Origin of the sequence: Streptomyces sp. NPDC018693, from assembly GCF_044391385.1 — a bacterium.
Lineage (GTDB): Bacteria > Actinomycetota > Actinomycetes > Streptomycetales > Streptomycetaceae > Streptomyces.
The window spans coordinates 1-24,758 of record NZ_JBIRZZ010000016.1; the positions used below are offsets into that span (position 1 = coordinate 1).

29 protein-coding genes are annotated in these 24,758 nt (G+C 71.7%); 14 read left to right on the forward strand and 15 right to left on the reverse strand.

Annotation, left to right across the window (positions count from 1 at the left end):
• From ACH5AC_RS31070 to ACH5AC_RS31090, 5 genes are all read left to right on the forward strand, one after another.
• The coding region (locus ACH5AC_RS31070; protein ID WP_398865572.1) for a DUF3459 domain-containing protein at positions 1–471 on the forward strand (471 nt) is incomplete at its 5' end.
• Positions 468–2,186 carry a maltose alpha-D-glucosyltransferase gene (treS, locus tag ACH5AC_RS31075; protein ID WP_398865573.1) on the forward strand — a complete coding sequence of 573 codons (1,719 nt, stop codon included), beginning with the start codon at positions 468–470 and terminating at the stop codon, positions 2,184–2,186. The genes ACH5AC_RS31070 and treS, both read left to right, overlap by 4 nt.
• Positions 2,187–2,214: 28 nt before the next feature.
• A complete protein-coding gene (locus tag ACH5AC_RS31080) occupies positions 2,215–3,579 on the forward strand; it encodes a maltokinase (RefSeq protein ID WP_398865574.1) in 1,365 nt (454 codons plus the stop codon).
• Between the two features lie 3 nt (positions 3,580–3,582).
• Positions 3,583–5,784 carry a 1,4-alpha-glucan branching enzyme gene (gene glgB, locus ACH5AC_RS31085; RefSeq protein WP_398865575.1) on the forward strand — a complete coding sequence of 734 codons (2,202 nt, stop codon included), beginning with the start codon at positions 3,583–3,585 and terminating at the stop codon, positions 5,782–5,784.
• Positions 5,785–5,841: 57 nt separating this feature from the next.
• Entirely contained in the window at positions 5,842–6,936 is a 1,095-nt protein-coding gene (locus ACH5AC_RS31090) for a glutamate--cysteine ligase (protein WP_398865576.1), read from the forward strand.
• 38 nt (positions 6,937–6,974) lie between these two features.
• Here ACH5AC_RS31090 and ACH5AC_RS31095 read toward each other — a convergent pair whose 3' ends face one another.
• On the reverse strand, positions 6,975–7,208 hold the full coding sequence (locus ACH5AC_RS31095) for a DUF6480 family protein (RefSeq protein WP_398865577.1): 234 nt from the start codon (positions 7,206–7,208) through the stop codon (positions 6,975–6,977).
• Positions 7,209–7,350: 142 nt separating this feature from the next.
• Here ACH5AC_RS31095 and ACH5AC_RS31100 point away from each other — a divergent pair, with 142 nt between their 5' ends.
• Together ACH5AC_RS31100 and ACH5AC_RS31105 are read left to right on the forward strand one after the other, a co-directional pair.
• Positions 7,351–9,252, forward strand: a complete 1,902-nt coding sequence (locus tag ACH5AC_RS31100; RefSeq protein ID WP_398865579.1) for an AMP-dependent synthetase/ligase — start codon at positions 7,351–7,353, stop codon at positions 9,250–9,252.
• Between the two features lie 110 nt (positions 9,253–9,362).
• On the forward strand, positions 9,363–9,797 hold the full coding sequence (locus ACH5AC_RS31105; protein WP_398865580.1) for an ATP-binding protein: 435 nt from the start codon (positions 9,363–9,365) through the stop codon (positions 9,795–9,797).
• Between the two features lie 13 nt (positions 9,798–9,810).
• On the opposite strand, the gene ACH5AC_RS31110 is transcribed toward ACH5AC_RS31105, so the two are convergent.
• Positions 9,811–10,188 carry a PRC-barrel domain containing protein gene (locus tag ACH5AC_RS31110; RefSeq protein WP_398865581.1) on the reverse strand — a complete coding sequence of 126 codons (378 nt, stop codon included), beginning with the start codon at positions 10,186–10,188 and terminating at the stop codon, positions 9,811–9,813.
• Positions 10,189–10,358: 170 nt separating this feature from the next.
• On the opposite strand from ACH5AC_RS31110, the gene ACH5AC_RS31115 reads away from it, so the two are divergent.
• Together ACH5AC_RS31115 and ACH5AC_RS31120 are read left to right on the forward strand one after the other, a co-directional pair.
• On the forward strand, positions 10,359–10,730 hold the full coding sequence (locus tag ACH5AC_RS31115) for an STAS domain-containing protein (protein ID WP_398865702.1): 372 nt from the start codon (positions 10,359–10,361) through the stop codon (positions 10,728–10,730).
• Positions 10,731–10,835: 105 nt separating this feature from the next.
• Positions 10,836–12,236, forward strand: coding sequence for an NAD(P)/FAD-dependent oxidoreductase (locus ACH5AC_RS31120; RefSeq protein ID WP_398865582.1), 1,401 nt, complete (start codon positions 10,836–10,838; stop codon positions 12,234–12,236).
• Between the two features lie 62 nt (positions 12,237–12,298).
• Here ACH5AC_RS31120 and ACH5AC_RS31125 read toward each other — a convergent pair whose 3' ends face one another.
• The 4 genes from ACH5AC_RS31125 to ACH5AC_RS31140 form a co-directional block, all read right to left on the reverse strand.
• Positions 12,299–12,730, reverse strand: coding sequence for a hypothetical protein (locus tag ACH5AC_RS31125; protein ID WP_398865583.1), 432 nt, complete (start codon positions 12,728–12,730; stop codon positions 12,299–12,301).
• A 52-nt stretch (positions 12,731–12,782) separates the two neighbouring features.
• Positions 12,783–13,031, reverse strand: a complete 249-nt coding sequence (locus ACH5AC_RS31130; protein WP_398865585.1) for a DUF5133 domain-containing protein — start codon at positions 13,029–13,031, stop codon at positions 12,783–12,785.
• Positions 13,032–13,100: 69 nt separating this feature from the next.
• Complete coding sequence (locus tag ACH5AC_RS31135; RefSeq protein WP_398865586.1) at positions 13,101–13,961, reverse strand: RNA polymerase sigma factor SigF; 861 nt, start codon at positions 13,959–13,961, stop codon at positions 13,101–13,103.
• A 248-nt stretch (positions 13,962–14,209) separates the two neighbouring features.
• Positions 14,210–14,656 (reverse strand): ATP-binding protein, encoded by a 447-nt coding sequence (locus ACH5AC_RS31140; protein WP_398865587.1) that lies wholly within the window; start codon positions 14,654–14,656, stop codon positions 14,210–14,212.
• Positions 14,657–14,803: 147 nt separating this feature from the next.
• Here ACH5AC_RS31140 and ACH5AC_RS31145 point away from each other — a divergent pair, with 147 nt between their 5' ends.
• Positions 14,804–15,034 (forward strand): hypothetical protein, encoded by a 231-nt coding sequence (locus ACH5AC_RS31145; protein ID WP_398865588.1) that lies wholly within the window; start codon positions 14,804–14,806, stop codon positions 15,032–15,034.
• Between the two features lie 299 nt (positions 15,035–15,333).
• Positions 15,334–15,789, forward strand: a complete 456-nt coding sequence (locus tag ACH5AC_RS31150) for a cyclic nucleotide-binding domain-containing protein (RefSeq protein WP_398865589.1) — start codon at positions 15,334–15,336, stop codon at positions 15,787–15,789.
• 7 nt (positions 15,790–15,796) lie between these two features.
• Here the strand turns inward: ACH5AC_RS31150 and ACH5AC_RS31155 are convergent, their stop codons facing one another.
• The 3 genes from ACH5AC_RS31155 to ACH5AC_RS31165 form a co-directional block, all read right to left on the reverse strand.
• Complete coding sequence (locus ACH5AC_RS31155; protein WP_398865590.1) at positions 15,797–16,159, reverse strand: hypothetical protein; 363 nt, start codon at positions 16,157–16,159, stop codon at positions 15,797–15,799.
• Positions 16,160–16,179: 20 nt separating this feature from the next.
• Positions 16,180–16,692, reverse strand: a complete 513-nt coding sequence (locus tag ACH5AC_RS31160; protein ID WP_398865591.1) for a hypothetical protein — start codon at positions 16,690–16,692, stop codon at positions 16,180–16,182.
• A 133-nt stretch (positions 16,693–16,825) separates the two neighbouring features.
• On the reverse strand, positions 16,826–17,449 hold the full coding sequence (locus tag ACH5AC_RS31165; protein WP_398865592.1) for a LysE/ArgO family amino acid transporter: 624 nt from the start codon (positions 17,447–17,449) through the stop codon (positions 16,826–16,828).
• Positions 17,450–17,514: 65 nt separating this feature from the next.
• Between ACH5AC_RS31165 and ACH5AC_RS31170 the strand changes: the two genes are divergently transcribed.
• A complete protein-coding gene (locus ACH5AC_RS31170) occupies positions 17,515–18,435 on the forward strand; it encodes a LysR family transcriptional regulator ArgP (RefSeq protein ID WP_398865593.1) in 921 nt (306 codons plus the stop codon).
• A 47-nt stretch (positions 18,436–18,482) separates the two neighbouring features.
• Here the strand turns inward: ACH5AC_RS31170 and ACH5AC_RS31175 are convergent, their stop codons facing one another.
• Positions 18,483–18,932, reverse strand: coding sequence for a DUF6098 family protein (locus tag ACH5AC_RS31175; RefSeq protein ID WP_398865594.1), 450 nt, complete (start codon positions 18,930–18,932; stop codon positions 18,483–18,485).
• Positions 18,933–19,018: 86 nt separating this feature from the next.
• On the opposite strand from ACH5AC_RS31175, the gene ACH5AC_RS31180 reads away from it, so the two are divergent.
• Entirely contained in the window at positions 19,019–19,375 is a 357-nt protein-coding gene (locus ACH5AC_RS31180) for a DUF488 domain-containing protein (RefSeq protein ID WP_398865595.1), read from the forward strand.
• 2 nt (positions 19,376–19,377) lie between these two features.
• On the opposite strand, the gene ACH5AC_RS31185 is transcribed toward ACH5AC_RS31180, so the two are convergent.
• The 5 genes from ACH5AC_RS31185 to ACH5AC_RS31205 form a co-directional block, all read right to left on the reverse strand.
• Positions 19,378–21,051 (reverse strand): FAD-binding dehydrogenase, encoded by a 1,674-nt coding sequence (locus ACH5AC_RS31185; RefSeq protein WP_398865596.1) that lies wholly within the window; start codon positions 21,049–21,051, stop codon positions 19,378–19,380.
• Between the two features lie 16 nt (positions 21,052–21,067).
• Positions 21,068–21,709: a TetR/AcrR family transcriptional regulator gene (locus tag ACH5AC_RS31190; RefSeq protein ID WP_398865597.1), complete on the reverse strand. Its 642-nt coding sequence runs from the start codon at positions 21,707–21,709 to the stop codon at positions 21,068–21,070.
• 374 nt (positions 21,710–22,083) lie between these two features.
• On the reverse strand, positions 22,084–22,365 hold the full coding sequence (locus tag ACH5AC_RS31195; RefSeq protein WP_398865598.1) for a hypothetical protein: 282 nt from the start codon (positions 22,363–22,365) through the stop codon (positions 22,084–22,086).
• 208 nt (positions 22,366–22,573) lie between these two features.
• Positions 22,574–23,302 (reverse strand): hypothetical protein, encoded by a 729-nt coding sequence (locus ACH5AC_RS31200; RefSeq protein ID WP_398865599.1) that lies wholly within the window; start codon positions 23,300–23,302, stop codon positions 22,574–22,576.
• Positions 23,303–23,633: 331 nt separating this feature from the next.
• Positions 23,634–24,212 carry a TetR/AcrR family transcriptional regulator gene (locus ACH5AC_RS31205; protein WP_398865600.1) on the reverse strand — a complete coding sequence of 193 codons (579 nt, stop codon included), beginning with the start codon at positions 24,210–24,212 and terminating at the stop codon, positions 23,634–23,636.
• 91 nt (positions 24,213–24,303) lie between these two features.
• Between ACH5AC_RS31205 and ACH5AC_RS31210 the strand changes: the two genes are divergently transcribed.
• Positions 24,304–24,750: an anthrone oxygenase family protein gene (locus tag ACH5AC_RS31210; RefSeq protein ID WP_398865601.1), complete on the forward strand. Its 447-nt coding sequence runs from the start codon at positions 24,304–24,306 to the stop codon at positions 24,748–24,750.
• Positions 24,751–24,758: the final 8 nt, after the last annotated feature.

Here is a 24,758-nt window from a genome sequence, read left to right on the forward strand (position 1 = left end):
GAGCTGTGCGAGAACACCCCCCTGCGGGAGGGCAGCGAGGAGTACCTCGACTCCGAGAAGTACCAGCTCCGCCCACGCGACTGGGACACCGCCGAGACCATCGCCCCGCTCATCACACGACTCAACGACGCCCGCCGCCGCCATCCCGCGCTGCAAAGGCTCAGGAACCTGCGCTTCCACCACACCGACAACGACGCGCTGATCGCCTACAGCAAGCGGGAGGGCTCCGACACGGTGATCGTCGTCGTCAATCTCGATCCCCACCACACCCAGGAGGCCACGGTCTCGTTGGACATGCCGCGACTCGGCCTGGATCACGGCGCCTCCCTGTCCGTGCACGACGAACTGACGGGTGACACCTACACCTGGGGCAGGACCAACTACGTGCGTCTGGAGCCCGGTCGGGCCCCGGCCCACGTGTTCCACGTCCGGCCGCAGAGAGCGCTGATCGGAGGGTCCAGAGCGTCATGACCGTCAACTCACCCGTTCCGGACACCTTCGAGGACACGCCCGCCAAGGACCGCGACCCCGACTGGTTCAAACGCGCCGTCTTCTACGAGGTGCTGGTCCGCTCCTTCCAGGACAGCAACGGCGACGGCGTCGGCGACCTCAAGGGCCTCACCAGCAAACTCGACTACCTGCAGTGGCTGGGCGTCGACTGCCTGTGGCTCCCGCCGTTCTTCAAGTCACCGCTGCGGGACGGCGGCTACGACGTCTCCGACTACACCTCGGTCCTGCCGGAATTCGGTGACCTCGCCGACTTCGTCGAATTCGTCGACGCCGCCCACCAGCGCGGCATGCGCGTCATCATCGACTTCGTCATGAACCACACCAGCGACCAGCACCCGTGGTTCCAGGAATCCCGCAAGAACCCGGACGGGCCCTACGGCGACTACTACATGTGGGCCGAGGACGACAAACAGTACGCGGACGCGCGGATCATCTTCGTCGACACCGAAGTGTCCAACTGGACGTACGACCCGGTGCGGGGGCAGTACTACTTCCACCGCTTCTTCTCCCACCAGCCGGACCTCAACTACGAGAACCCGGCCGTCCAGGAGGAGATCCTGGCCGCCCTCCGCTTCTGGCTGGACCTGGGAATCGACGGTTTCCGCCTGGACGCGGTGCCCTACCTGTACGCGCAGGAGGACACCAACTGCGAGAACCTCCCGGCCACGCATGAATTCCTGAAACGGGTCCGCCGCGAGATCGACGCGATGTATCCGGACACGGTGCTGCTGGCGGAGGCCAACCAGTGGCCCGAGGACGTCGTCGACTATTTCGGCGACTACGCCTCCGGCGGCGACGAATGCCACATGGCGTTCCATTTCCCCGTCATGCCGCGCATCTTCATGGCCGTACGCCGCGAATCGCGCTACCCGGTCTCCGAAATTCTGGCGAAGACCCCGGCGATCCCGGCGAGCTGCCAGTGGGGCATCTTCCTGCGCAACCACGACGAGCTGACCCTCGAAATGGTCACCGACGAAGAGCGCGACTACATGTACGCGGAATACGCGAAGGACCCGCGTATGCGCGCCAACATCGGCATCCGCCGCCGCCTCGCCCCCCTCCTCGACAACGACACCAACCAGATCGAGCTCTTCACCGCTCTGCTGCTGTCGCTGCCCGGCTCCCCGATCCTGTACTACGGCGACGAGATCGGCATGGGCGACAACATCTGGCTCGGCGACCGGGACGCCGTACGCACCCCGATGCAGTGGACGCCGGACCGCAACGCCGGCTTCTCCACATGCGACCCGGGGCGGCTGTTTCTGTCGGCCATCATGGACCCGGTCTACGGCTACCAGGTGACCAACGTGGAGGCGTCGATGGCCTCCCCGTCGTCGCTGCTGCACTGGACCCGCCGCATGATCGAGATCCGCAAGCAGAACCCGGCCTTCGGCCTGGGCAGTTTCACCGAACTGCCGGCGTCGAACCCGGCCGTCCTCGCCTTCCTGCGGGAGTACGAGGACGACCTGGTGCTGTGCGTGCACAACTTCTCGCGCTTCGCCCAGCCCACCGAACTCGACCTGCGCCGCTTCGACGGCCGCCATCCCGTCGAGCTGTTCGGCGGCGTGCGCTTCCCCGCCATCGGTGAACTGCCCTACCTGCTCACCCTCGCGGGCCACGGCTTCTACTGGTTCCGGCTCGCCCGAGTCGCATCCCGCACCGGCCGGCGCGTATGAGCGTGCGCCGGGGAAAGGACGCGTCACCATGCCGAAGACCGCAGTGATCACCCGAGGGTCCGCCGACACCCGTGCCACCGGGGCACTCGGCGCCCTGCTGAGCGAGTGGCTGCCCCGGCAGCGCTGGTTCGCCGGGAAGGACCGGCCCGTCGAGGATCTGCGTCTGCTGTCCATGACGGAGCTGTATCCGGGCTGTCTGCACGTCCTGCTCCACGCGGGCCACGCGGGTGTGCCGGCGCCGGTCGGCGCGGCTCCGACGGGCGACTGCTACCAGCTGCTGCTGGGCGTGCAGGAGCATGTGTCGCCGCGGCTGGGCCGGGCGCTGATCGGCAGGGTGGCGGAGGGTCCGCTGGCCGGGCGGATGGTGTACGACGCCCTGCAGGACCCCCGTTCGGCTCAGCTGCTGCTGGAGCGCATGCGGCATCCGGGGACGCTCGGCCCGCTGGTCTTCGAGTCCGATCCGGACGCGCCGCCGGTGCCCGCCGGGCTGGCGCCGCGGCTGCTGGAGGCCGAGCAGTCCAACACCTCGCTGGTGTACGGGGACGCCTTCATCCTGAAGGTGTTCCGGCGCATCCAGCCGGGCGTCAACCCCGATCTGGAGGTGCCGGTGGCGCTCGCCGGACAGGGGTGCGAGCGGGTGCCCGCGCCGGTGGCGTGGATCCGCACCACACAGCCGCAGGAGGCGACGCTGGGCGTGCTGCAGCCGTTCCTGCCGAACGCCTCGGACGGCTGGACACTGGCGCTGGACGCGTTGGCGCGCGGTGAGGACTTCACCGCCGAGGCCCTTGCGCTGGGCCGGGCGACGGCCGATGTGCATGTCGCGCTGGCGGCGGCCTTCCCGCTCGGTGAGCACAACGGCAACGGGGTCCTGGCGATCGCGATGGCGGAGCGTCTGGAGGCGGCCGCGCACCACGTGCCGGCGCTGCGCCCCTTCGTGCCGGGGCTGCGCGGTGCCTTCGGCGCGCTGTGCGCCTGCGACCCGGGGCCGCCCGCCCAGCGCATCCACGGCGATCTGCATCTCGGGCAGGTGCTGCGGGCCGGGCGTGAGTGGTTCGTCATCGACTTCGAGGGCGAGCCGTCCCGTCCGCTGGCCGAACGGTGCAGTGCCCACTCCCCGGTGCGGGACATCGCGGGCATGCTGCGCTCCTTCGACTACGCGGCCCGGCAGCGCCGCCCCTGGCGCCCGGAGTGGGCGCGCCGCTGCCGGGAGGCGTACTGCGCGGGGTACGCGGCCCGGGCGGGCTGGGACCCCCGCAAGAAACACGCCCTGTTGCGCGCGCACGAGACCGACCGTGCGGTGTACGAAGTGCTGTACGAGGCCCGGCACCGGCCCGACTGGCTGGCGGTGCCGATGGCCGCGATCGAACGACTCGCCGTCCGAGGAGGAGGCTGACCCATGGCCCTGCGTGACACGTCACTGCCCGAGGGGGCCGGGCCGGACCCGTCCCGGACCGTCCCCCTGGATCCCACCGACCGTGCCCGGCTGCTGGCGGGCGCCCACCACGATCCGCATGCCCTGCTGGGCGCTCATCCGGTGCCGGACGGCATCGTGATCCGGGCGCTGCGGCCCTTCGCACGCTCGGTGAGCGTGCTGGTCGACGGCGAGCGGGTCCCGCTCGCGTCCGACGGTGACGGTCTCTTCTCCGTCGTACTGCCGCTGGCGGCGATCCCCGCGTACACACTGCTGGTGGCGTACGACGGCGACGAGACCGAGACGCACGACCCGTACCGTTTCCTGCCCGCGCTGGGTGAGCTGGATCTGCATCTGATCCGGGAGGGGCGGCACGAGCGGCTGTGGACTGCGCTCGGCGCCGAGCCGATGACCCACCAGGGGGTGTCCGGCACCCGGTTCACCGTATGGGCGCCGAACGCGCGGGGTGTACGGGTCACGGGTGACTTCTGTTGCTGGGACGGCACCGCTTTCCCGATGCGGTCGCTGGGCGCGGCCGGGGTGTGGGAGCTGTTCCTGCCCGGGATCGGCGAGGGCACGCGGTACAAGTTCGAGATCACCTCGCAGTACGGCGACCGCTTCCTCAAGGCGGATCCGATGGCGCGCCGTGCGGAGGTGCCGCCGGACACGGCGTCGATCGTGCACGCCTCGCACTACACGTGGGGCGACGAGGAGTGGCTGGCCCACCGGGGCGACGTCCCGGTGCACCAGGCCCCGTTCTCGGTGTACGAGGTGCATCTGCCGTCCTGGCGACCCGGGCTGACGTACCGCCGGCTGGCCGAGGAGCTGCCGGCGTATGTGAAGGACCTCGGTTTCACGCATGTGGAGTTCATGCCGGTCGCCCATCACCCGTTCAGCGGGTCCTGGGGCTACCAGGTCACCGGGTTCTACGCGCCGACGGCCCGGCTCGGCGGCCCCGACGACTTCAAGTACCTGATCGACGCCCTCCACCGGGCCGGTATCGGCGTGATCATGGACTGGGTGCCGGCGCACTTCCCCAAGGACGACTGGGCGCTGGCCCGGTTCGACGGGGATCCGCTGTACGAGCCCGGGGACGCGCGCCGCGCCGAGCACCCGGACTGGGGGACGTACGAGTTCGACTACGGGCGTGTCGAGGTGCGCAACTTCCTGGTCGCCAACGCCGTGTACTGGTGCGAGGAGTTCCATATCGACGGGCTGCGGGTCGACGCGGTCGCCTCGATGCTCTACCTGGACTACTCGCGGGACTCCGGGCAGTGGGCGCCGAACGTCTTCGGCGGCCGGGAGGACCTCGACGCGGTGGCCTTCCTGCAGGAGATGAACGCGACGGTGTACCGCCGCTGTCCCGGTGTGGTGACCATCGCGGAGGAGTCCACCGCCTGGGACGGGGTGACCCGGCCCACCGACAGCGGCGGGCTCGGCTTCGGGCTGAAGTGGAACATGGGCTGGATGCACGACTCGCTGCAGTACATGTCCCATGAGCCGGTCCACCGCAAGTACCACCACCACGAGATGACCTTCTCGATGGTGTACGCGTACAGCGAGAACTACGTCCTGCCGATCAGCCATGACGAGGTCGTGCACGGCAAGCAGGCGCTGGTGTCGAAGATGCCCGGCGACTGGTGGCAGCGGCGCGCCAACCACCGGGCGTACCTGGGCTTCATGTGGTCCCACCCGGGCAAGCAGCTGCTCTTCATGGGCCAGGAGTTCGCGCAGGGCGCGGAGTGGTCCGAGGCGCACGGCCCCGAATGGTGGCTCCTCGACCCCGCCTACGTGGCGGCCGGCGACCACCGGGGCGTACGCGACCTGGTCCGTGATCTCAACCGGCTCTACCGCGACACCCCGGCGCTGTGGCAGCGCGACAGCGACCCGTCCGGCTTCCGGTGGGTGATGTGCGACGCCGCCGACGACAACGTGTACGCCTATGTCCGCCACGCCGCCGACGGCACACCGCTCCTCTCGGTCAGCAACCTCTCCCCCGTCGTCCGCCACGGCTACGCCCTCGGGGTCGGCGACGACATCGGGGCCTGGGAGGAGGTCCTCAACACCGACGCGGCCCGCTACGGCGGCGGCGACGTCATCAATCCGGATCCGGTGAAACCGGAGGAGGGGACCGTCCGGATCACCCTGCCGCCGCTGGCCACGGTGTGGCTGGTGCCGTCCGTGTGAACCCGACCCGCGGGGGCAGTCGGGTGCGTACGAGCCGTGTCAGAAAGGCCGCATGCCGTGCGCACTGTCGGAGTGGAGGAGGAGCTCCTCCTGGTGGACCCGACGACGGGTGAGCCCCAGGCACTGTCCGCCGCGGTGCTGGCGCGTGCCGCGCTGGACGACGACGGCCGGGACGCCGTCTTCGAGAAGGAACTCCACAACCAGATGCTGGAGTTCGCCACCCATCCGCAGTCCGGGATGGACGCGCTGGCGGCGGAGATCGTCCGCTGCCGCGCCAAGGCGGCCCGGCACGCCCGGGACACCGGGTGCGCGGTGGCCGCGCTGGCGACGTCGCCGCTGCCGGTACGCCCGGCCGTCGGGATGAACCGGCGCTACCGGTGGCTCGCGGACCAGTACGGCATCCGGCCCGGCGAGGAACAGCTGGTGTGCGGCTGCCATGTCCATGTACACGTCCACTCCGACGAGGAGGGCGTGGCGGTCGTCGACCGGATCCGCCCCTGGCTGTCGGTGCTGACCGCGCTGAGCGCCAACTCGCCGTTCTGGCAGGGCCGGGACACCGGGTACAGCAGCTACCGCAGCCGGGTGTGGCAGCGGTGGCCGTCGGCCGGGCCGACGGAGCTGTTCGGGTCGGCCGAGTCGTACCACCGTCGGGTGGCGGACATGGTGAGCACGGGGACGATCCTCGACGAGGCGATGGTCTACTTCGACGCGCGGCTCGCCCGGCGCTATCCCACGGTGGAGATCCGGGTGGCGGACGTCTGTCTGCACGCCGACAGCGCGGTGCTGATCGCCACGCTGGCCCGGGGGCTGGTGGAGCGGGCCGCGCGGGACTGGGAGGCGGGCCGGGAGCCGGTGGACCACAGTGTGAGCCTGCTGCGGCTGGCCGACTGGCGGGCCGCCCGCACGGGGCTGACCGGCGAGCTGCTGCACCCCGTGACGATGCGCCGGGCGCCGGCCGAGACGGTCGTACGGGCCCTGCTGGACCATGTCGGGGAGGCCCTCGCGGACAGCGGGGACCTGGACCGGGCCCGCGCGTCCTGCGCGGGGCTGCTCGCCCGGGGCAGCGGCGCGCAGGTGCAGCGCGCGGTGTGGGAGCGCACGGGCAGCCTGCGGGACGTGGTCACCGAGTGCGTGGGGCACACCCAGCGGTGAGGCGGAGTGTGCCGGGCGCACCCGGCGGTGAGGCGCGCTCACAGCATCAGCACGATGGCGTACGCCAGGAAGAACGCGGCGACCAGGACGACCAGGACGAGGATCAGCGTCAGCGGGGCCTTGGCCCAGCCTTTGGGCGGGTTGTGCGTCTCCTGGGGGCCGGCCTCGGGCATGCTGCTCTCCGCGGGCGGGGTCTCGCCCGGGGGGACGCCGCCGCCCGGTTCCAGTCCGGTGGAGCGCTCGGGTTCGGGATCGGGATTGATGTGCGTCATGCCGTCCGAGTCCCCCGAACGCGCCCGGATCATCAACTTGCCGGTTCCCGGCCACAAGCGATCCGACCTCGGCTAGATTCGACCACCGCCGATGACGGTCCAGGTCGGCGGAGTCACCCCCCGTACACCTCAGGAGCAGCGCATGCGCGAGTCCGCGATCGCTCCCCCAGCCGTCCCGCCCCTGACCACGGGGCTCGCCGACAGCGTCTTCGACACCGCCGACCGCACGCCCACCCGGCCCGTCCTCGCCCGCCGCCGGGCCGACGGGGACGGGTGGGACGAGGTGACCGCCGTGGAGCTGCGCGACCAGGTCGTGGAGCTGGCCAAGGGCTTCGTGGCCTTCGGGATCTCGCCGGGCCACCGCGTGGCGATCATGGCGCGCACCCGCTACGAGTGGACGGTGCTGTGCTACGCGCTGTGGGCGGTGGGCGCAGAGGTCGTCCCCGTGTACCCGACGTCGTCGCGCGACCAGGTGGCGTGGATCCTGCGGGACTCGGGGTGTGTCGGGGTGGTCGTCGAGGACGAGCAGAGCGTGATGACGGTGGGCTCGGTGTGCGCGACGCTGCCCGGGCTGCGCCATGTGTGGCAGCTGGACGCGGGGGCCCTGGAGGAACTGGCCCGGCACGGCGAGGAGGTCCCCGCCACCACGGTGGACTCGCTGCGCCGGATCGTGCTGCCGGACGCCACCGCGGTGATCGCCTACACCTCCGGCACCTCGGGCCGTCCCCTGGGCTGCGCGCTGAGCCACCGGGGCCTGGCGAGCCCCTGCGACACCCTGCTGGCCGGCTGGGGCCACACCGCGGCGGCGCCGGGCGAGCAGCCGTCGGTCCTGGCCTTCCTGCCCTTCTCCCATGTGTACGGGCTGATGATCCAGGGGCTGTGCGTCCGCGGCGGCATCCTCATGGGCCACCAGCCCGATCTTGGCCAGGAGGCGCTGTCCTCGGCGCTGCTGACGTTCCGCCCGACGTATCTGTACGCGGTGCCGTCGGTGTTCGAGAAGATCTACAAGAACTTCCTGCGCGCGGCCGAGCAGGCGGGGCGCGGCGCCCTGTTCGAGCGGGCCGCCTCGACCGCGCGGGACTTCGCGGCGGCCGTGGAGCGCCGGCGGCTCGGGCGCGGCTCCGGCCCGGGGCTCGAACTGCGCATGCAGCACGCCCTGTTCGAGCGGACGGTGTACCGCAGGCTGCGGGCGTCGCTGGGCGGCCGGGTGCACCGCGCCACGTCGGGCGGCTCACCGCTGGGCCGTGACCTGTCCCTGTTCTACGAGGGCATCGGCATCTACGTCCACGACGGCTACGGCCTGACGGAGACCAGCGGCGGGGTCACCATGCAGCCGCTGGGCCGCGAGCGGTCGGGGACCGTGGGGCAGGCCCTGCCGGGTACGGAGATCCAGGTGGCCGACGACGGGGAGATCCTGGTGCGCGGCCCGTCGGTGTTCCAGGGCTATGTCCACGACGAGGCCGCCACCCGGGCCGCGCTGCGCGGCGGTTGGCTGGCCACCGGTGACCTCGGGCATCTGGACTCGGACGGGTACCTGACCATCACGGGCCGCAAGAAGGACGTGATCATCACGAGTAGCGGCAAGAGCGTCTCCCCGGCTCTGCTGGAGCAGCGGCTGCGGATGCATCCGCTGGTCCACCAGGCGGTGGTGGTGGGCGACAACCGGCCCTGCGTCGGTGCGCTGATCACCCTGGACCCGGAGTTCCTGGTGCACTGGCGGGGCCGTCTCAGCCTGCACGGCGACACCACGAGCCGGGAGGCCCGGGAGGAGAACGCGCTGCGTGAGGAGGTCGGCCGGGCGGTGGCAGCGGCCAACAGCGCCGTGTCCCGGTCGGAGTCCATCCGGGTGTTCCGTATCCTGCCCCGGCCGTTCGACCAGGTCAGTGGTCTGCTGACGCCGTCGATGAAGCTGCGCCGCGACTCGGTCGTGGAGCACTACGCGGCGGAGATCGACGCGATGTACGCGACGCGTCGGCCGATGCCCCGGCAGAGCACGCCGGAGGAGGCGCTGGGCTGGGACGAGCCGGACGACGTGTTCCGCTGACCCGGAGGGGAGCGTAGGTCGGACCGGTCCGGGAACTCTCAAGGTGCGTGGGGACAGTGCCGTACGAGGAAGGACGACGGCCCCGGCCTTCCGGCGGGGCACACGATGTGATGGCAACCGAGCCGAGCGGGAGAGATTCACTGGCCTCCTGGGGACCACCGACCCGTAGCGTCCGTTTCGCGGGCGAGCCGCGCGACGTGACGGGGGCGCGGCTGGCCGCGGAGGAGTATCTGCGCGCTCTCGCGCGGGTGGTGCCGCCGACGAGCGAGGAGTGCTGGCACGACATCCTGTTGATCGTCGGCGAGTTGACGTCCAACGCGGTCCAGTACGCGCCGGGCCCTTTCGAGCTGCGGATGCGCCGGACGTTCGACGGGGTGCACGTCACCGTGCACGACACCAGCACCACGCGTCCGGAGCCGCGCCCCTTCCGGCCGGACAGCGGCGGCGGGGGCATCGGCTGGCACCTGGTGCACACGCTGTGCCGTCAGGTCAGCGTGGTGACGACCGAGCGGGGCAAGGACGTCCATGTGTTCCTGCCCTGGTGAGCGGCCGCCCGGGTCAGCCGGCGGTGGTGCCGCGCGGAGCGGTCCGGAGGTAGTGGTCGCCGACGGTCGCCAGGTAGGCGGGGTCGAAGGTCTCGCTGTCGGTGCGGAAGCCGGGCGCCGACTTCACCTGGTCCCGGGTGCAGTTCAGCGTGATCCGGCGGGCCGCTCTGTCGACGGCCGCGACCACGCCCGCGGGGACGACCGCGCTGTGGCCGAATATCCAGCGTCCGGTGTCGACGACGAGATGCGCCATGCCGTGCGGGGCGGCGGCGCGCTCGACGTGGCCCATCGTGCCGCCGTCGGCGGCGGCCACGCTCCAGCCCGTGAGGTCCTGCCCGTCGAGGTGCCCGCTGTCCGCCGCGTAGGACCATATGCCGTCGCCGGTGCCCACTGCCCCACCCCCTCTGCTCGCGCGCGGTGCCCGGGGTGCCGCCGCGCTCGCTCCACAGCACCCTTTACCCGTCCGGCGCCGCCGCGATGCGGAGGGGGGAGTGTGCCCCGCGTCGCATCGAAGCGGCTCACCGGGGTAGCCGCCTGACACGCCAGAGTTCGGAGGTGCCCGTGTCCACCGCCCACAGCCCCCTGTCCATCAAGGTCGAGCTGCCCCGGGAGGACGTCGTCCTGGTCACGGTCGCGGGCCATCTGGACCTCGACACCGCCGCGGAGTTCGAGGCCCGGCTGGCGCACCAGTTGCGGCAGGGACGCCGGCACTTCCTGCTCGACCTGTCCGCGGTGCCGTTCATGGACTCGTCGGGGATGAACATCATCCTGCGGACGCACCAGAAGGCCCGTGAACGGCCCGGCAGCGTGCACGTCGTCCGGCCTACGGACGCCGTGCGCCGCATCCTTGACCTGACGGGGGTGAGCCTCACGGTCCCGGTCTCGGACACCGTCGAGGAGGCTCTCACCCTGATCGACGGGGGCACCTCCTAGCGCCCCGGTTCCTCTGCATGCCTCACCCGGCTGGCGCGCACGGGCCGGGCGCGGTGGGATCGTGTGAGGTGCGACACAGTGCGGCCGGTGTGCGCCGGCTGTCGAATGAGGACCGCCGGCGCCGCAGAGAGGGAGATCGACGTGATACGACCCAGGATCCTGGTGGTGGGCGCGGGTTTCGCCGGAGTGGAGTGCGTCCGGCGCCTGGAACGCAGGCTGTCCCCGGACGAGGCCGACGTCACCCTGGTGACGCCGCAGGCATACCAGCTGTATCTTCCGCTGCTGCCGCAGGTCGCCTCGGGGGTGCTCACCCCCCAGTCGATCGCCCTGTCGCTGCGCCGCAGCCGCAAGTACCGGACCCGGATCATCCCCGGCGGCGCGATCGGGGTGGACCTGAAGGCGAAGGTCTGCGTCATCCGCACCATCACCGACCGGATCGTCAACGAGCGCTACGACTACATCGTGCTGGCCCCCGGCAGCGTGACCCGTACGTTCGACATCCCGGGGCTGAGCGACCACGCCTTCGGCATGAAGACGCTCGCCGAGGCCGCCTACATCCGCGACCATGTGATCTCCCAGCTGGATCTGGCGGACGCCAGTGTGGACCCGGCCGAGCGGGCCGGCCGGCTGCAGTTCGTGGTGGTCGGCGCCGGCTACGCGGGCACCGAGACGGCGGCCTGTCTGCAGAAGCTGACGCACGCCGCGGTCCGGCGCTACCCGCGGCTGGATCCGCATCTGATCAAGTGGCATCTGATCGACATCGCCCCGAAGCTGATGCCGGAGCTGGGCGAGAAGCTCGGCCGCAGCGCGCAGGAGATCCTGCGCCGACGGGGCATCGACATCTCGCTGGGGGTGTCGATCGCCAAGGCGGGCCCGGAGGAGGTCACGTTCACCGACGGCCGGGTGATCCCGACCCGCACGCTGATCTGGACCGCCGGGGTGGTGGCGAGCCCGCTGATCGGCACCCTGGGCGCCGAGACGGTCCGTGGGCGGCTCGCGGTGACGCCCGAGATGGTGCTGCCCGGCCACGACGGGGTGTTCGCGCTCGGTGACGCCGCCGCCGTGCCGGATGTGACCAAGGAGGACGGCGTGATCTGCCCGCCCACCGCGCAGCACGCCATGCGGCAGGGCAAGGCGGTCGCCGAGAACGTCATCGCGACCCTGCGCGGCCGGCCGCTGCGGCGCTACGAGCACGGGGACCTGGGCCTGGTCGTCGACCTCGGCGGCCGGGACGCCGTCTCCAAGCCGCTCGGCCTGGAACTGCACGGCCTGCCCGCCCAGTTCGCGGCCCGCGGCTACCACTGGTGGGCGCTGCGCACCAATGTGGCCAAGGTGCGGGTGGCGACCAACTGGACGCTCAACGCGGTCGCGGGCGACGATTTCGTCCGTACCGGTTTCCAGGCCCGGCGGCCCGCCAAGCTGAAGGACTTCGAGTACACCGGCACGTACATGACGCCCGAGCAGGTGCGGGCGCATGTCGCGGGGACGGAGCCGGAAGCCGGCTGAGGCCGCCGTCCCGCGGGGTGAGGCACGGGGGACGGCGGCCGGCGTGGGGCGGCCGCCCGCGGTCAGAAGTCCGTGGGCAGGCCGCTCGCCTCGGCGATGCCGCGCAGTTCCTCGGTGTCGTGGTGCCGTTGCCTGATGTAGTCGGCGATCTCGGCGAGCCGCACCGGGTCGGCCGCGGTGGCCGCGTCGGTCACCACGCGCACCGGGCCGGTCTCGTCGATGTGCAGCTCGACGAGCTGGTTGTCTAGGCGTCCGGTGACGGCGGTGGCGATGACCAGGGCGGCCTCGTCGCGGACGCTCTGCGGCAGGCTCAGTGTGTCGTCGGGGTCGAGTGAGAAGTCCAGGGCGGCCGAGGGCTCCTCGTCCAGGGCGCGCAGCGCTGGGGCGACGACCCTCAGCAGGAGCCGGTAGTCGTCGCTGTCCATGCGGCCGCGCAGACGGTCGAGATAGAGGTCCACGGCCCGCCCGTCCGGCGGATGCTCGGGTTCCTTCATTCGCTACGGGTTCCTCCCGCACTCGGGTGTACACCCACGGGTGTGCACCCGCTCACACGTACGCGCGCGAGCCCGTGCCGGGCCGTCCGGTGGATGCGGCACCGGTGTGCGACAGCCAGCGGTGGGCGGTCTCCAGGGCGTGTCGCACATCGCGTGTGCCGGTGGACACGCACAGCGTGTAGGCGAGGTCCTGGGCCCGGATCCCTGCCTCGGTGCGTCCGTCGGCGGTGTCGTCCGACGCCATCAGTGCCTCGTACTCGTCGACGAGTCTGCGCAGCGCCGCGGGGTGGGGCATCAGCATGGGTTCGCTCCTCGGGCCGGGGTCGATGGTGGGGGTCGGTGGTGGTGCCGGTGTCGGTGGTGCGTCGGTTCAGTCGGTCGTGCCGTCGGGCGGTGTGCCCGGGCGGCCGGTGTGTCCCAGTGCCTCGTCGCGCACCCGGGCGCAGCTGCGGCTGATCAGCCGGGAGACGTGCATCTGCGAGATTCCCAGCCGGTCGGCGATACGGCTCTGGGTCATGTCCTCGAAGAAGCGCATGTAGAGAATGGCCCGCTCGCGCTCGGGCAGGTGGCGCAGTCCCTCCTTGGCGGACTCTCGGTCGACGACGACGTCGTAGGAGGCGTCGGTGGCGCCGAGGGTGTCGGCGAGGCTGTAACCATCGTCGCCGGAGGGGAGTTCCGCGTCCAGTGACAGCGTGCTGAAGCTCTCCAGGGCCTCCAGTCCGGCGCTGACCTCGTCCTCGGTGAGGCCGGTGTGGGCGGCGATGTCGGCGACCGTGGGTTCGGGGGCGCCGGGGTGCTGGCTGAGGTCGCGGCGGGCGAGCCGCACCTTGTTGCGCAGCTCCTGCACGCGGCGCGGCACGCGCAGCGCCCACATGCGGTCGCGGAAGTGCCGCTTGATCTCGCCGGTGATGGTGGGGACGGCGTAGCTCTCGAAGGCCCCGCGGGCGGGGTCGAAGCGGTCGACGGCCTTGACGAGCCCCAGGGCGGCCACCTGGCGCAGGTCCTCGATGGCCTCGCCGCGGTCGCGAAAGCGGCCGGCGATGCGGTGGGCCATGGGCAGCCACGCGGTGACGATCTCGTCGCGGACGGCGTCCCGCTCGGGGCCGTCCTCCAGACTGTTCAGCCGGATGAACTGGGTGGTCGTGTCGGGGGCGTCGTCGTGCGGCCGCCGCGGCGACGTGGTGGCGTGGGCGGGGTTTCCGGTCGGGCTTGTCGACAGGTCGGTAGCCATTGCGGTTTCGCTCCTGAACGGTGGTGTCAGGGACTGACCGCGGGAGGAAAACGGCACGTGGGGACAGCTGCGGCCCCGGGCAGCCGTAGGACTCCCGCTGGCGCGCCTCCGGTCCGAAGCACGAGTGTGCGACTGCCCCTTCTGCGGGGGCCCAAACCCCCGTGGGGCGGGAAAGACGGTGCGGGAAAGACCGTGCGGGAAGGACGGTGCTGGTAGGACAGCTGAGCGGGGGCTGAGGAGGCGGGCGCTCAGAAGAGCGGTACGACGGCGGTGATGCGTTTCCCGCCGGACGGCAGGTCGGCGACGCGGACCTCCCGGGACAGCCGGCACACGATCGGCCAGCCCCTGCCGCCGGTGCGGCGTCCGGCCCGGTCGTCGTGGCTGTCGACGACCACGGGCAGGCGGTCGCTGTGGTCGCTCACCGAGACCCGTACCGCGCGCCCGTCGAGGTCGACGTCGAACTCGGTGACCCCGCCGCCGTGCAGGATGGCGTTGGTGGTGAGCTCCGAGGCGACGAGCAGGGCGTCGGAGAGGGCGGCCTCGTCGCAGGGCGCCCCCGTCACCCCGCACCGCCCGGCCACCACGTGCTGGACGGCGCGGCGGACGTCGGCCGGCCGGCAGGGGCCCCGGGCGCGCTGCCGGAGGGTACGGCTGTGGGGTGGGTGCACAGGGCGGGGCGTGTGGTCGGTGGACATCCCTTCGCTCCTTGACCGTTGCCGACCGTCAGGGTCCGGGCCGACGCGAGTGGCCTCTCCCTTCGGCTGGCCTTCTTCGCGCGACCCAAACCTGCCTTCGGCCCCGGAAACGGGTGAAGTAGCGGCCACAGCGGGTACGCGGTGGCCATGGCTGATGTCGTCGACTCGGACGAGCTGCTGCGTCGTATCCAGCGGGCCCGCGCCTGTGCGCGTCAGGAGCTGCGGTCCTGGCGCGGCCGCGCCGACGGGTCGCGTCCCGCGTCGGACGCGGGGGAGGCGCGGATGCGGCAGCTGGCCTACGAGGCGGTGGTGCGCGTTCTGGACGAGATCCTCACCCCTGGCCGCCAAGGACCGGAGCCGAACCCCGACGGCACGTGATCGCGTCACCCACGGAACGAGTGAAACAGGTCACGTGACCGGCTTCCCGGTTCGCATGTGCTCCATGGATCGTTTACTGTTCATCCATAAGCGGCGCGCGGGGTCGACGGTACTCCTCCTCCGTGCACCACTCCCCATACGGCCCTGGCTGGCTTCCCCCGTCCAGCCAGGGCATTTTTCTGCCCGTCTCCGAGGTGCCCGAGGCTGCCGCAGCGGCTGAAATGGGCATAGGGAAACCACGCACCCGGAAATTCCCCTTCCGGGTCCCCCACCCATCGCCCGGCGAGGAGCACCGCGCCATGACCAAAGCGATCAAACTCCTGACGGCCCTCCCCTCGCCCCAGCGGCAACGGCTGATGGCCCTCGCCCGGGAGGTGTCCTTCCCCGAGGACGCCCGCATCTTCGAGGCCGGGGGCCGGGCCGACCGCTTCTGGGTCATCCGCTCCGGCTCGGTCTCCCTCGACCAGCGGGTCACCTCGCTGCAGCGGGTCACGGTCGCCAGTCTGTCCGCCGGTGATCTGCTCGGCTGGTCGTGGCTGTTCCCGCCGTACGAGTGGGACTTCGGCGCGGAGGCGTTCAGCCCTGTCCGCGCCTACGAGTTCGAGGCGCAACCGGTGCTGAAGCTGTGTGAGGAGGACCCCGCGCTCGGCATGTCCCTGGTGCGGATCGTGGCCGAGATCCTCGCCCACCGCCTGGAGATGACCCGCGGCAAGCTGATGGAACAGTACGGGACGTATCGACGGGGCGTGCTGTAGCGAATCGCTACTCGGGCTTGAAGAGCTGGAAGAACGTCGGGAAGGTGCCGAGGACCCCGAGGCCGATCAGGAACAGCGCCACGGTGAGGGCGCGGCCGGTCTCGTGCTCCTTGTTCCGCAGGGCCAGGTGGAGGACGACCCAGGCCACCAGCCAGACGGCCACCGCCATCAGGGTCTTGCCGGACAGCGGGCCCACCCGGTCGTTCCACTGCAGCCAGTCCGCCACACCCTTGCTGGCCTCGGCCAGCGTCGTGAGCAAGCCCAGGGCGGCAGCCCCGATACCGGCGGCGATGACGGCCGCCGAGATCGGCCCTTCCGGACGCTCGTCGGCGCGCTGTGCACCCGGTACGCGCTCGTCGTGTTCGCTCATCGCACTCACTCCTCCCCGGTCTACGTGACCGGTGCGACCTTGGTGATGAGAGCGCCGAACGCCCCGGCGACCGCGGCGAAGGCGAACGCGAGGACGAACAGCAGCATGGTCGTGCGCCGTACCCGCTCGTGACGGATGAGGTGGTTGCCGTAGTAGAGGACGATGAAGGCGACCACGGTGGCCAGGATCGGACTGAGCCAGGCGATGTGCTCCTTCCACTCCATGCCGAACTCGTGCCAGTCGGCGGTGTCCGGATCGGCCAGCAGCTGCGACCTGGCGCTGTCCGGGATCTTCTCCCGGTACCACGGGTAGACCACCCAGGTGCCGGTGATCACCGTCGCCCAGGCGGCCAGCGCCATCGCCGTGACGCCGATCCTCAACCGCCGCATCCGCTCGACGACCCCGGTGCCGGTGACGAGCGCGGACTTGAGGCCGTAGAGATCGGCGAGCCCGCCCGCGAAGGCGAGCAGGAAGACCGCGCCCAGGACCATGCCGTGGATCAGCCCCCACACTTCGCGGTTCGTGAAGCTCATGGACCACCTCGCTGTGAGTCGCCTGTGACGATGTGCGACCGGTCGACCAGGTAGGCGGCCGCTTCGGCACCGGACAGATGCCGAGCAGCCCAGCCGGACCACCCCTCCAGGCCCATGCTCGGGGAGGGGTCCGTCAGGCGCCTCCGCTGCCGACCATAAGCATGACCCCGAGGGTGATCATCGTCGCCGCGACCAGTCCGTCCAGGACACGCCAGGCGGCGGGGCGGGCCAGGAAGCGGCTGAGCAGCCGGGCGCCGAAGCCGAGGGCGGCGAACCAGCTGAGGCTGGCGAGGGCGGCGCCGAGGCCGAAGGTCCAGCGCAGTTCGCCGCGGTCGGCGGCGATGGAGCCGAGCAGGAAGACGGTGTCGAGGTAGACGTGCGGGTTCAGCCAGGTCAGTGCCAGGCAGGTGAGCACGGCCCGGCGGCGTGAGCCGGCCGCCTCGCCCTCCGCCACCAGCGCCCCGCCAGGCCGCAGCACCCGGCGGGCGGCGAGGGCGCCGTAGCCGAGCAGGAACAGGCCGCCGATCCAGGCGACCGCGGTCAGTACCTCGGGCCAGGCCACCACGACGGCGCCCACCCCGCCCACGCCGAGGGTGATCAGCAGGGCGTCGGACAGGGCGCAGATCGCGACGACGGCGAGGACGGCGTCGCGGCGGATCCCCTGACGCAGGACGAAGGCGTTCTGGGCACCGATGGCGACGATGAGCGACATGCCGGTACCGAAACCGGCCGCCGCGGCGGCAAGAGCGTTGGACATGGCTCCACGCTAGGGAGCCGCTGACCGCGCGTACAGCTAAAGATTCTTACGTAACATTAGCCAGCATGAAGACGAACGCGGACGCGGGGATGCCGGATCTCCCCCTGGACCAGGTACGGACCCTGCTCGCGGTGGTCGACGAGGGCACCTTCGACGCGGCGGCCGCCGCCCTGCACGTGACGCCCTCGGCGGTCAGCCAGCGCGTCAAGGCACTGGAGCAGCGCACGGGCCGGGTGCTGCTGCTGCGCACCAAGCCGGTCCGGCCGACCGAGTCCGGCGAGATCGTCGTGCGGTTCGCCCGCCAGCTGGCCCGACTGGAGCGCGACACGCGGGCCGAGCTGGGCATGAGCGGCGGCGCCGGGGAGCCGACGCGGGTGACGGTCGCGGTGAACGCGGACTCGCTGGCCACCTGGTTCCTACCGGCGCTCACCCGGGTCCCGCAGGAGCCACGGCTCTGCTTCGAACTGCACCGAGAGGACGAGACCCGCACCGCGCAGCTCCTGCGTGAGGGGCGGGTGATGGCGGCGGTGACCTCCTCCCCGGAGGCGGTGGCGGGCTGCTCGGTGCGGCGCCTGGGCACCATGCGCTACCTGGCCGCAGCGACTCCCGACTTCGTCGCCCGCCACCTCGGCGGACCGCTGCGTGAGACGCTGGCCGAGGCGCCGGTGGTCACCTTCGACCGGAGCGACGACCTCCAGGACGCGTTCCTACGACGGCTGCGGCGCGGCCCGGCTCACACGAGCGCCGTCCGGCACGCCGTGCCGACCTCGGAGGGGTTCGTGGCCGCGGTGGCCGCCGGGCTCGGCTGGGGCATGGTGCCGCAGGTTCAGGGCGCGGGCCTGCTGCGCACCGGCCATGTGGTGTCCCTCGCCCCGGACCGGCCGCTGGACGTACCGCTGTACTGGCAGCAGTGGAAGCTGGACTCCCCGGCGCTGGCCGCGTTCGCCGAGGCGGTGGCGGCAGCGGCGGCCGAGGCGCTCGACTAGAAGCGGCGGACCACGAGGTGGCGGTACCTCACGGGTACCCGGCGCGCTCAGCCATTCCTGCGCCGCAGCGGCCCCCACTCGCGCTCCTGGCGGGTCACCTCGGCGCGTGCCTCCTCGATCACGTCCCGCTCGATCCAGCACAGCGGCCGTACGTCGGCCACCAGCGGCTCGTTGTCCGGCCCCCGGCCCGTCTCGCGGCCGGCGAGGACCCAGGGGCGGACGCCGGGTCCCTTCTCGTGGGGCAGGTGGGCGTAGTCGTACAGGCGGCGTGCCACCCACAGGGCGAGGGGCCGGTCCTGCCACCACTCCTCCACATCGAGCGGGCTGGCCGACAGGCCGGGCATGGACACGCCGGTGAGGTCGTCGGTGCTGGACACCTCGCCGAGGTCCGCGCCGGGGCCGCGCGACCAGCGCACGTACAGTCCCTGCCGCCGGCCCACCAGCCGGGTCAGCTCGGCGAGGCTGCGGGCGACGGGCAGGCGATCCGGTGCGCTCATCCCGGCCTCCCTCCTCGCCACCAGGCCCTCGGGGTACCCGTGGGGTGTCGACGCAAATCCCTGTCGTCTCCGGAAAGGGGCAGCTCATGAGTGTCCGAGTGCGCCGCGTCTACGATCCGCCGCAGCCCGACGACGGAGCGCGGGTGCTGGTCGACCGGCTGTGGCCGCGCGGGGTCTCCAAGGACGCGGCACAGGTGGACGAGTGGCCCAAGGCGCTCACCCCGTCGACGGAGCTGCGCCGCTGGTTCCACGCGGGCGAGGGCTCCTACGAGGAGTTCGCCCGCCGCTACGAGGCGGAGCTGGCCGCGCCGGAGGCGGCCGAGCTCCTCGAACAGGTCCGGCGGCTGGCCGGCAAGGGGCCGGTGACCCTGCTGACGTCCGCGAAGTCTCCGGAGCAGAGTCACGCCGCTGTGCTGGTCCGCCTGCTGACGGCGGCGCCCTGACCTCAGCCGGTCTGCCGTGCCGCGGCCCGGCCCGCCGCGCGCCCCGAGAAGAGGCAGCCGCCGAGGAAGGTGCCCTCCAGGGCGTTGTAGCCGTGGACCCCGCCGCCGCCGAAGCCGGCGACCTCGCCCGCCGCGTACAGGCCCTCGACGGGCTGCCCGTCGGTGCCGAGGGCGCGGGAGTCGAGGTCGGTCTGGATGCCGCCGAGGGTCTTGCGGGTGAGGATGTGCAGCTTGACGCCGATCAGCGGCCCGGCCGCCGGGTCGAGGACGCGGTGGGGAGTGGCGACCCGGCCGAGGCGGTCGCCGATGTAGCGGCGGGCATTGCGGATGCCCTGGAGCTGGGCGTCCTTGGCGTAGGGGTTGGCCATTTGCAGGTCGCGGGCCTGTATCTGGCGGCGGAGCAGGTCCGCGTCGAGGAGCGGCTTGTCGGTCAGGCCGTTCATCTTGTCGACGAGCTCGTCGAGGGTGTCCGCGGTGACGAAGTCCGCTCCCTTGTCGAGGAACGCCCGCACCGGCGCGGGCGCCCCCTTGCCGAGCAGCCGGTCGCGCAGCACGGCCCGCTTGTCCTTGGCGGTGATGTCCGGGTTCTGCTCGGAGCCCGACAGCGCGAACTCCTTCTCGATCATCTTCTGGGTGAGGACGAACCAGGAGTGGTCGTACCCGGCGATGTCCTCGGTGGTGCGCAGGTACTTGAGGGTGCTGAGGGTGTCGTAGCCCGGCAGGCAGGGGTCGGGCAGCCGGCGGCCGAGGGCGTCGAACCACAGCGGGGACGGCCCGGACAGGATGCGGATGCCGTGGCCGGGCCAGATGGAGTCCCAGTTCTGGACTCCCTCGGTGTAGTGCCACATGCGGTCGCGGTTGACCAGGCGGGCCCCGGCCCGGGCACTGATGTCGAGCATGCGGCCGTCGACGTAGGCGGGGACTCCGGTGACCATCTCGGCGGGCGGGGTGCCGAGCCGTTCGGGCCAGTGGCGGCGGACGAGGTCGTGGTTGGCGCCGATGCCGCCGCTGGTGACGATCACGGCCTGGGCGGTCAGTTCGAACGCGCCGATCGCGTCGCGGTGGGAGGCGACGCCGCGCGGAGAGTCGTCGGGGGCGAGGACGGTGCCGCGCACACCGCGGGCCGTGCCGCCCTCGACAACCAGTTCGTCGACCCGGTGGCGGTGGTGGAAGGTGAGCAGTCCGTCGCGGGACGCCTGCTTGGCGTAGCGGGCGAACGGCTCGACGACGCCGGTGCCGGTGCCCCAGGCGATGTGGAAGCGGGGTACGGAGTTGCCGTGGCCGTCGGCGCGCAGATCGCCGCGTTCGGCCCAGCCGACGGTGGGCAGCAGGCTGATGCCGTGCCCGGCGAGCCAGGTGCGCTTCTCCCCCGCCGCCCATTCGACGTAGGCGCGCGCCCAGCGCACCGCCCAGGAGTCCTCGTCGTCGGTGCGGTCGAACCGGGCGCTGCCCCGCCAGTCGCTCCAGGCGAGGTCGAAGGAGTCCTTGACGCCTAGGCGGCGCTGTTCCGGGGAGTCGACGAGGAAGAGCCCGCCGAAGGACCAGAACGCCTGTCCGCCGAGGTTGGCGGCGTTCTCCTGGTCGACGAGCGCGACCCGGCGGCCCCGGCTGGTCAGTTCGTGCGCGGCGACCAGGCCGGCGAGGCCGGCTCCGACGACGATGACGTCCGCGTCCATGCGTCCGTTCCCTTCCTCAGTTCTTCGGGAGTTCCTCGACAGGGCGTGCCGCCGCTGTGGTGAGCAGGGCGGTGAGCAGCTGTTTGAGCCAGGCCCGGGCGGCGTCGACGTCCTTGTCGAGCAGCAGTTGGGTGGTGACGCCGTCGTAGGCGGCGACCACCGCGCGGGCGGCGCCGTCGGTGTCGCCGAGCGCGGCGGGCAGCGCGGTGTGGCCGCGGGCGCGGGCGAGCCGGTCGGCGATGGCCCCTCTGAGCCGGGCCCGGTGGTCGAGGAGCGTGCGGGCGACGGCGGGGTCCCGGGCGGCGTGCACCAGGAAGTCCGTCTTCACCAGCAGCCAGTCCACGTCCAGCAGGAGTACCTCGGTGACCCGGTCCACGGAGGTCGGCACGTCGAGGTCGGGTCCGTCCTGGGCGAGCGCGTCGGCGACCTGTGCGGCGATCAGGTCGGCGCGGTCCTGGTAGAGGGCGAAGAAGAGTTCGTCGAGGGTGGCGAAGTTGGAGTAGAAGGCGCCCCGGCTGTAGCCGGCGGCCTCGCAGACCTCCTCGATGGAGACACGGCCGAACCCCTTCGCCGCGAACACGGTGAAGGCTGCGTCGAGCAGCCGGGCGCGGGTGCGGATCCGGCGCCGGGTGACGCGTCTGGGCCCCTCGTCGTCCATGACCGGCCACCTCCGTCCGATACGGGAATGTATCCGATACACCAGTGAATCGAAAGGCCGGTACGAATACCGCCGCCAACCAAGCCGGCGGGACAGAACCTCGGGCGGAGATTCGGCGGCGGCCCCGGACCGGAGTGGGCCGGCGAGGCGTGCCCTCTCCCCAACCGGGTGCGCGAGGTAATCGCACGGCGACACGCGGGGCGGTTGCGCCCAGCAGCGGTCCGATGCCGGGCATGCCGGCCACGGTCTCGGCCAGCTCATGCACGCGGAATCGGGGCTCGGTGAGCCGGCCGACCTCGGCGACCTTTTCGTTCAGGGCCCGGACCTCCTGGCCGAGCGTCCGAACGAGATGGGCGCACTCATGTCAGCTTGCCTCAACGGGTTCGGTGCCAGCGACCGTCCGCCTCGGCTGCGTGATCCGAGCGAGCGCTGTAGAAGTCGTCGTTCGTGGGGGCGAAGATCGCCTGCCCCGTTCGTTCGGCGCGACCGGCAAACCGAGGTTCGCGACGTTGCTTGGTCCCGACCACCCGGACACCCTCGTCAGCCACCGCGCGATTGCGGTCGCCCTGGGCCGGCTCGGCCGCTGGACCGAGGCCCTCCCTGAGCACCGGCACATGGCCGAGGCCCTCGACGTCGTCCTTGTCGGCCTGCACCATCGGGTACTCGCCGCCGCGGGCCCTGGGAACGGGCGTACCGGGTCCCTCCCGCCTCTCCCGCTGGTCAGGCCCTGTCGCCGACGGCCGAGGACGTGCTCCCTCGGCTACCAGTGGCGCCCGGAGACCCCGGTGGGCCAGGTGGCGATGTACGCGGGCGTCGGCCGGAAGTGATCCGGCCCGTCCCCCGTCATCTGCCATCCCGCACCCGTCACCCTCCCAGGTACCGGGCGTCGACGCGGCTGATCTCGCGGAGGCCCGTCCCCTCCACACGGTAGACGCTGGTGCGCGTCAGGGTGTGGGCCACCGGCGGGTCGGTGTCGTGGCGCGTGTGGTAGACCACCGTCACGTTGGGGCCCCTCACCGTGACGGAGACCACCGGATTGCGGTCGCCGAGGGATTTGGTGGCGGCGGGGACCGGGGTGCCGTGGTCGTTGCGCCAGACGACCACGGTGTAGAACCGGCCCGTGCCTTCCGGGGTGACCTTCACGACCCCCACGGCGTCGGCCGCGTCGTCCCCGACGAGCTGGCCCGTCGCGCATTCGGGCTCCACCAGGTCGACCTGGACGCCGTCCCCGCCCTCCCAGTGGCCGTCGGTCAGCCGCATGGAGTCGCGCGGGTAGTCCGGCAGCTTGACGAGGGCGGTCTGCAGCGGGGCGTTCCGGAGCTGCTCGCACGCCAGAGCCGCCGAAGTGCCCGGCGCGGGTGCGGCGGATGTCGGGGCGGCGGACGGCGGCGCGGCGGACGGCGTGGCAGATACGGGGGCCGACGGGGCCGCGCTCACCGTCGGGCTCTTCGCCCCCGACGGGGCGTCGGCGGCCCCGTCCTCCGGGCCGCAGCCGGCCAGCAGCCCCGCGGCCAGCGTCGCCGCCAGGCCCCCGGTGCCCAGCCGTGCCACGCGTGCGAGCTGTCTGGTTCCCGTGGTTCCCATGAACGTCATGTCCGTACCCCCCTGTGTCACCGGATCCCGAGGTGGGATGCGGAAGCTGAGACGTACGGACGGCCGACCGAGGTTGCGAAAGATTGTCCGGAACATGTAACCGCGGTCCGCTCGCCGAGGCCGGGCGAAGCCCGGCCTTGGCTGCCCATAAGGAGCGGGGCGTCCATCGTCACTGAAGCCGCTGAGACAGTCGGCGAAGGCGTCGAGATTTTTTGCCGAAGTAGCCACCGGGACCGTTGAGGCGCTGCCCCGCACGGGTTCGCCGGAGCATGTGCGCTTTGCTGAAGGTCTTGTTCGAGGTCAGGCTGATGGCGCCCTTCTCATCGTGATGTCAGAGCATGGCGAGCCGGTCCACCAGCAGCTCCACCCTCGGCTCGGTGTCCCCCGGCGGCAGCCGTCCCGCTCTGGTCAGGGTGGCCAGCCCGTGCAGGGCAGCCCAGAACACCTCGGTGAACAGCGCCGGGTGGACGCCGTCCCCGGCGACCTCGCCAAGGCTCTCCAGCAGGGCGGCGAAGGCGTCCTTCAACGGCTCGGGGGTGTCCTCGTGTGCGAACGCCAGGCCGCCGTCAAGCTCGAACATGGCGTCGTAGACCGCCGGGTTGCGCGCGGCGAACTCGAGGTAGGTGCGGGCGAGGGCGGTGACCCGGGTGCGAGGTCCGTCCGCGGCGGAGGTCGCGGCCCTCAGCGCTGCGGCCAGCTCGGCGGCACCCTCGAGGGCGACGGCGCCGATGATCTCGCGCTTGCCGCGGAAATGGCTGTAGAGGACGGGCTGGCTGTATTCGATGCGCTCGGCGAGCCTGCGGGTGGTGACCGCGTCCCAACCCTGCTGCTCGGCGAGTTCGCGGGCTGTCGCCACGATGAGGCGCTCACGCTCCGCCCGTTCGCGCTGCTTGCGTTCCTGTACCGACATGACTCGATCCTAGCAGCGCTAGACAATCGAGCGGCAGCAGAGTTAGCGTTGCCTCATTGGCTAGCAGCGCTAGATCCATGGAGGGGTCATCATGCTCAACGCACTCGAGGTGTTCACCACCGTGGTGGTCGGCGTGATGGTGGGGGTGGAGTTCTCCGTCGCCTTCGTCATCAACCCGATCCTCAACGCACTCCCCGGCGACAGTGGCCAACTCGGCCGCGCCCACGGGGGCCGGATGCTCGGCGCCGTGATGCCGGTCTGGTACATCACCTCCCTCATCCTGGTCGCGGTCTGGGCCATCGCCGGATGGCACCACCACGGCATCGGCCTCGTCGTCACCGCCGGCGCGCTGCTGATTCTCAGCGTGGTCATCTCGCTCCTGCTGCTCGTCCCGATCAACAACCGGGGCAGGACGTGGACCCCCGAGAACCGGCCCGAGGACTGGAAGGAGCAGATGAACCGCTGGGACCGCTTCCACTACGTCCGCGTCGCTGTCATCATCGCCGCCTTCGCCCTGCTGGTCGCCGCCCTCGCCTGAGCGCGGGC

Coding starts and splice junctions, on each gene's coding strand:
- ACH5AC_RS31165 (WP_398865592.1), bottom strand. CDS start 17,449: ATGTCCAACGCTCTTGCCGCCGCGGCGGCCGGTTTCGGTACCGGCATG.
- ACH5AC_RS31205 (WP_398865600.1), bottom strand. CDS start 24,212: ATGTCGGTACAGGAACGCAAGCAGCGCGAACGGGCGGAGCGTGAGCGC.
- ACH5AC_RS31190 (WP_398865597.1), bottom strand. CDS start 21,709: ATGGACGACGAGGGGCCCAGACGCGTCACCCGGCGCCGGATCCGCACC.
- ACH5AC_RS31140 (WP_398865587.1), bottom strand. CDS start 14,656: ATGTCCACCGACCACACGCCCCGCCCTGTGCACCCACCCCACAGCCGT.
- ACH5AC_RS31210 (WP_398865601.1), top strand. CDS start 24,304: ATGCTCAACGCACTCGAGGTGTTCACCACCGTGGTGGTCGGCGTGATG.
- ACH5AC_RS31145 (WP_398865588.1), top strand. CDS start 14,804: ATGGCTGATGTCGTCGACTCGGACGAGCTGCTGCGTCGTATCCAGCGG.
- ACH5AC_RS31105 (WP_398865580.1), top strand. CDS start 9,363: ATGGCAACCGAGCCGAGCGGGAGAGATTCACTGGCCTCCTGGGGACCA.
- ACH5AC_RS31170 (WP_398865593.1), top strand. CDS start 17,515: ATGAAGACGAACGCGGACGCGGGGATGCCGGATCTCCCCCTGGACCAG.
- glgB (WP_398865575.1), top strand. CDS start 3,583: ATGGCCCTGCGTGACACGTCACTGCCCGAGGGGGCCGGGCCGGACCCG.
- ACH5AC_RS31135 (WP_398865586.1), bottom strand. CDS start 13,961: ATGGCTACCGACCTGTCGACAAGCCCGACCGGAAACCCCGCCCACGCC.
- ACH5AC_RS31095 (WP_398865577.1), bottom strand. CDS start 7,208: ATGACGCACATCAATCCCGATCCCGAACCCGAGCGCTCCACCGGACTG.
- ACH5AC_RS31200 (WP_398865599.1), bottom strand. CDS start 23,302: ATGACGTTCATGGGAACCACGGGAACCAGACAGCTCGCACGCGTGGCA.
- ACH5AC_RS31175 (WP_398865594.1), bottom strand. CDS start 18,932: ATGAGCGCACCGGATCGCCTGCCCGTCGCCCGCAGCCTCGCCGAGCTG.
- ACH5AC_RS31185 (WP_398865596.1), bottom strand. CDS start 21,051: ATGGACGCGGACGTCATCGTCGTCGGAGCCGGCCTCGCCGGCCTGGTC.
- ACH5AC_RS31080 (WP_398865574.1), top strand. CDS start 2,215: ATGCCGAAGACCGCAGTGATCACCCGAGGGTCCGCCGACACCCGTGCC.
- ACH5AC_RS31160 (WP_398865591.1), bottom strand. CDS start 16,692: ATGAGCTTCACGAACCGCGAAGTGTGGGGGCTGATCCACGGCATGGTC.
- ACH5AC_RS31195 (WP_398865598.1), bottom strand. CDS start 22,365: ATGGTGCAGGCCGACAAGGACGACGTCGAGGGCCTCGGCCATGTGCCG.
- ACH5AC_RS31130 (WP_398865585.1), bottom strand. CDS start 13,031: ATGCTGATGCCCCACCCCGCGGCGCTGCGCAGACTCGTCGACGAGTAC.
- treS (WP_398865573.1), top strand. CDS start 468: ATGACCGTCAACTCACCCGTTCCGGACACCTTCGAGGACACGCCCGCC.
- ACH5AC_RS31150 (WP_398865589.1), top strand. CDS start 15,334: ATGACCAAAGCGATCAAACTCCTGACGGCCCTCCCCTCGCCCCAGCGG.
- ACH5AC_RS31180 (WP_398865595.1), top strand. CDS start 19,019: ATGAGTGTCCGAGTGCGCCGCGTCTACGATCCGCCGCAGCCCGACGAC.
- ACH5AC_RS31120 (WP_398865582.1), top strand. CDS start 10,836: ATGAGGACCGCCGGCGCCGCAGAGAGGGAGATCGACGTGATACGACCC.
- ACH5AC_RS31125 (WP_398865583.1), bottom strand. CDS start 12,730: ATGAAGGAACCCGAGCATCCGCCGGACGGGCGGGCCGTGGACCTCTAT.
- ACH5AC_RS31100 (WP_398865579.1), top strand. CDS start 7,351: ATGCGCGAGTCCGCGATCGCTCCCCCAGCCGTCCCGCCCCTGACCACG.
- ACH5AC_RS31155 (WP_398865590.1), bottom strand. CDS start 16,159: ATGAGCGAACACGACGAGCGCGTACCGGGTGCACAGCGCGCCGACGAG.